The organism is uncultured Rothia sp. (assembly GCF_937976295.1).
GTDB lineage: Bacteria > Actinomycetota > Actinomycetes > Actinomycetales > Micrococcaceae > Rothia.
This window is the reverse complement of sequence record NZ_CALJRY010000218.1, coordinates 1-4,782: the sequence shown is the minus strand read 5'-3', so window position 1 is coordinate 4,782 and position 4,782 is coordinate 1. Positions and strand designations below refer to the sequence as shown.

The window sequence follows — 4,782 nt, the reverse complement described above, 5'->3', positions numbered from 1 at the left end:
AGCAGCCCTCCAGCGTTCCCACCCTCAATAGCATCACTGACGAAGACCGCGGTCGCGCCCTTGAAGCCGCGAAAGCAATTGTCGCCGCATACACCAGCGGTAAGCCGTACAAGGAGTGGTCTGAAGAGCTCTACCCGATGGTCGACCCCGAAGTGCAGAATGAGTACGGGCCTAAATCGCGTATTGACCTTTTGAAAGGAACCGTAATCAGCGCTGAACTGGTTGATGACCCGACCCTGAAAGTTCCTGGTGGTGACAACCCCTACTGGCTCACGGTTTGCGTACGAGTCGAGGGAAGCCTCAGCCCTGCCTACTACGTGCGTTTGCACCGTACTGCGGAGCGACCCAATAAGTGGAAGGCGTCTCATATCCTTGAGCCGCAGGGCTACAAGCTCTTTGCTGAAAAACGACTGAAGGAACAGAATAAGTAGAGCGGTGGGTGCGGCTTCCCGCTAGGAGGCGACCCTGCAGGGGGCTAAGTCGGGGACCTCTCCTGGCACCCTAGCCACCCATGTGTGACATGGATTATGAAAGAAATCGCGGATTTTTTCACTATTTCCTGAAAATCAGGGGGATAATGAAAAAAACCGCGATTTTTTACACTATCAAGGAGGGCATACGTGAGCACCACCAGCACAAGGTACCGCACCCTCAAAAGCATCTTCCACGAACGCGGCAAAGCCGCCGCACAAACCGAACTGCAGGCACGCCGCAACGGCCACTCCACCTACCTCCTCGACGAATTCAAAGTCGGCGAGCACCCCCTGTTCTACCTGGCAGACCGCACCACGCTCGCATCCTTTGAACGCATTATGCGCCGTGAACGGCACATCGAACAGCTGAGCTCCCAGCTGCCCAGCATCGCCATGCAAAGCTACCTGCTCGACCTGGCAGTACGCAGCATCGTGGCGTCCGACCGCATCGAAGGTGTACACACCACACGCCAGCTCATCTCTGAGGCGCTCACCTCCGGTGACAGCGAAGACCCCCGCGCCAAGCGCGCCGTCGAATTCGTGAACCTCCTCAAAGACCTGGGGGCGGGCCGCCCACCCTCCACGGTCGAGCAGGTGCGTAGCCTCTACGACACGCTGCTCGAAGGGCACCTCGCGGAAGAAGACCACCCAGACGGGGCGCTATTCCGCACCAAACCCGTGGTTATTCACGACAACACCCGCGAAATTCACCGCGCCCCCGACAGTGAAGCAACCATCACCGCTAACGTCCAGGCGGCACTCGACCACGCCCTCAACCCGAACGTGCCGGCGCTATTTTCCGCAATCACCGCGCATTTCATGGTGGAATACACGCACCCTTTCTACGACGGCAACGGCCGCCTGGGCAGGTACCTGCTGGTGTCCCACCTGGGGCAGACGCTCACCCGGCTGACGACCCTCACCCTGCCGAGCACGCTCAACATTCAGAAGAGACGCTACTACAAGGCGTTTAGCGCGGCGGAAGAACCCCTCAACTACGGTGAAGTAACCGGTTTTCTGCATGTTTTTCTGGGGCTGATCGAGCAGGCTCAGGAGCACCTGGTAGACGAACTTGAGGTACGTGACCGTGCGTGGCGTGCCCTTGGCAGACGTATCACTGAACTGGAGGGCAGCCGTGCCTGGACGGGTGGCACCCCCGGGCTGACTTCGAAGAAGCTCGATGATGTGTTGCGGCTGCTGTACCTGCTGGGGCAGGTGCATATTTTCCGTGCGCCGGTCGCGCCTACCTCAAGCGAGCTGCAGGATGCGCTGGGTGTTACGGCGCCGACTCTGCGCGATAGGCTCAAACTGCTGCAGGGGCTTGGGTTTGTTGAGGGCGTGAAGGCTGGCCGCACGATGCGCTGGTCCCTCACCGAGGCGGGAACCGCCCTGCTGGGCTTGCCCGCCGTTGATGACGACGAAGAATAGCCGCAAAATATAGGGGAGGGGATGCGCCAGCGTGCGTCCCCTCCCGAAGTTTGAGTTAAACAGAAAAGGCACCCCGTAAGGGTGCCTTATGTGTCAGGAGCGCTAAGTTCGGCCGGAGTCCTCCAGCTTGCCCCTTAGAGCCTTCATCCCTGGGCCCGTAGGCGGTAATCCGTCGTTTTATCCTGACAACCCCCACTATACGGAGGTTATACCTACCCCCGCAACCGGTTCAGTCATGCGCGGTCGGGGTCTAGGTTCGGCGCACAAAAAAAGGCACCCGCAAGGAGTGCCTTATGCGCAAGGTCCGTAGCTTCGGCCGACCTACATCGGCATACCCGCTACGGCTCACCCGTTATACCTCCTCGCCTTGCGGCGACTACCTCAGGGTTCTTGCTTTACCTTGCTGATAACCACTATAGCAAACTCCGCTACTACATGCCCGTGACGGTGTTACTTGCGGTGGGCCTAGCGGATAGGGAAAACGCAAAAATAATATAGAGGATAACGTGGTTCACTATTTCTATACATTAAACTAATATGTAAAAATTAGTTAGATAGAAATAAAGAAGCTCGGCAACAATGTACATTATTGCCGAGCTTCTTATTATGTTAGGAAGTCGCAATTCCTAACATGTCCAAGCCTAGGAATCTAGACATTGATAACTAAATAGAAAGGAAATATCCTTTTGGAAACTCTGGCTAATATTCCCGGTGACCTGACCGTTCCCATCCGTTCCTTCACTCTCTCCCGGTGTACCAGCACCGGGAGGGGGTGAACCACGGAATATTCCTTATGTATCCAGGCTATCAAAGGTCAACATTATGAGCAAGCATTTTGGGCACTCTTCCCCCTTGAGCCCCTTCTCCTCATGCGCACTGTCGAATCCTTCAGCTCTCAACATCATTTCATTGATTATCTTGTTTGCAACAGTGTTCTGCCAGGTGCGAGCTTATCGCGCCCTTCGGGAATCTGAGAAGGCGCAGTGCCCATAGACATAAGTTAATATACGCAAAAATACCCCCTGAAAACCAGGGGGTATTTTCGTGAAAACACCTGAATAACTTGCTCTTTTAGTGTAAAAATATTCACACCAGGAGTGTTGAATGGGAAAACTTCAACACTCCAAGCCCGGTAATCAAACCAATTATCCAGGTATCCATAATCAATAGAGAAAGGTACATTCAAACGAATGTTTCGGAAATTACCACCCTTCTGGCTGAACTAATCGGCAAGAAGAAGTGGTAAAAACCCTAAGCCCGGTGCTAGATTTGCCGCTCTAGTACCGGATGCAGGGCACCCGATACATTCATACTACACGAGGTGACGCCCCATATGTTGGGCACAAAAAAGGCACCCGTTGAGGGTGCCTTATGTGCAAGGTCCGTAGCTTCGACCAGGATCCACCGGTACACCCCGCTACGGCTCACCCAGTATACCTCCTCGCCTTGCGGCGACTACCTCAGGGATCTTGCTTTACCTTGCACTCTCAACTATACGGAGGTTACTTCTGCCCCGCAACCGGTTCAGTCACGCGCGGTCGGGGTCTAGGTTCGGCGCACAAAAAAGGCGAACCTCTAAAGGTTCGCCCTTAAAGCGTTATGAGGCGCTACCCTATGGGGACCACGCCTCATACCCATGACAAGTTCCACGGCTTCGGCCATAAGAAGGCTTCCCCCCGCAGCCTCACCCTTTCCCCTCCCTACACAGAAAATCTGATAGGAACTCACCACTTACATGATGAGCAGCACGGTAACTTGCGCAGAGCGTACGGGATGAGTTTTAACTTGTACCTCAAGGTTACCAAGCATGGGATTCTTCGGCAACGTGGTTGGTCACGCCAGGAATCCCACTAGAGGCAATACCCGCCGACCTTCAAAACAAGACCCGGCGGCTACTCAGCAATCGCCCGCGCCAGCACCTGGGCAAGGCGTGCGCTCCTGCCGGTGTCCTGACCCTCAAAACGCGCCTCCACGAACTCATCACGCAAACCCGCCGCCACCGCAAAAGCAGCAGGCACCAGACGGTACCCGGCATGCGCGGCAAGCTGACTGAAAAACACGAACTGGGTGCGCGTATTACCCTCACGGAACGCATGCACCACATTCAGCTCATTCCACAACTCAGCGTACTCACGCACAAACTCCTCACGAGAAAGACCCGCCAGGTAGTTCTTAGCCGCCACCCCGCGGTAGAGCCGGTTCGCCTGCTCCAGCATCGGCTCACCAGCCGGGAAGTAGCGGTGCCCTTCCTTACTCATGCGCGGATCCCAAAAACTGGGGGCGGTACGCTCCTGACCAGCCCACTCGTACACATCCTGAAAGAGGAAACCGTGAATCGCCTTCATGTGGGCAAAATCGAAATTGCCGCGGATAGGCTGCTGTGCCAGCAAGAGCATGCGACCGCTCACCTTGGACTCTTCGAGCTGCTTGAGTTTAGCGGGGTCAGTTTCACCGTATGGTTTTCCGGGGCTGGTAAAAAGGTTCCGGAGGACGTGCGTTCCGGGGATGTAGTAGTCGCCCCACTCGTAGTGCTTCGCCATTACGCGCGACCCATAATGTGTCGGGTGGTGGCTGCATCGTACTCTTCGAAAGAGATTTCGTGGTGTGCCAGTTGGCGCAGGAGCTCCTGGAGGTGGGGGTCGGTGACGACGTGCCCCGCGAGGTTCATGCCAGCCTCAACGAATTGCAAGGCTTCTTCAGGGCTCATGGAGCTGTTGGAGTTGTCGGTGCGGGTGGTTGGTGTTGACATGGTTTCCTCTCTTGAAGATTTACCCCGTAGGTGCGGTGAGGGGAACGTGATACAGAAATACAGAAAGCTACATATGCGGTTTTCTGTACGCGCGGCTTCCGGCGTTGGAAGCGCGCAGAACCAGAAAAGGCT

Annotated in this window: 3 protein-coding genes and 1 pseudogene; 2 read left to right on the top strand and 2 right to left on the bottom strand. The window is 55.7% G+C overall.

Annotation, left to right across the window (positions count from 1 at the left end):
* Both Q0216_RS05880 and Q0216_RS05875 read left to right on the top strand, forming a co-directional pair.
* Nucleotides 1–431: pseudogene (locus tag Q0216_RS05880) on the top strand (carbonic anhydrase); the annotation flags it as partial.
* A 189-nt stretch (nt 432–620) separates the two neighbouring features.
* On the top strand, nt 621–1,901 hold the full coding sequence (locus tag Q0216_RS05875; protein WP_298593709.1) for a Fic family protein: 1,281 nt from the start codon (nt 621–623) through the stop codon (nt 1,899–1,901).
* A gap of 1,892 nt (nt 1,902–3,793) precedes the next feature.
* Here the strand turns inward: Q0216_RS05875 and Q0216_RS05870 are convergent.
* On the bottom strand, nt 3,794–4,441 hold the full coding sequence (locus tag Q0216_RS05870) for a Fic family protein (protein ID WP_298593707.1): 648 nt from the start codon (nt 4,439–4,441) through the stop codon (nt 3,794–3,796).
* The gene (locus Q0216_RS05865) at nt 4,441–4,650 is read right to left on the bottom strand and encodes a hypothetical protein (RefSeq protein ID WP_298593705.1); all 210 of its coding nucleotides are present in this window, start codon (nt 4,648–4,650) and stop codon (nt 4,441–4,443) included. The genes Q0216_RS05870 and Q0216_RS05865 overlap by 1 nt, the downstream gene beginning before the upstream one ends.
* Nucleotides 4,651–4,782: the final 132 nt, after the last annotated feature.

What these genes read in the sequence shown, in the direction of transcription:
- Q0216_RS05865 (WP_298593705.1), bottom strand. Translation starts at nt 4,650, where the DNA reads ATGTCAACACCAACCACCCGCACCGACAACTCCAACAGCTCCATGAGC.
- Q0216_RS05870 (WP_298593707.1), bottom strand. Translation starts at nt 4,441, where the DNA reads ATGGCGAAGCACTACGAGTGGGGCGACTACTACATCCCCGGAACGCAC.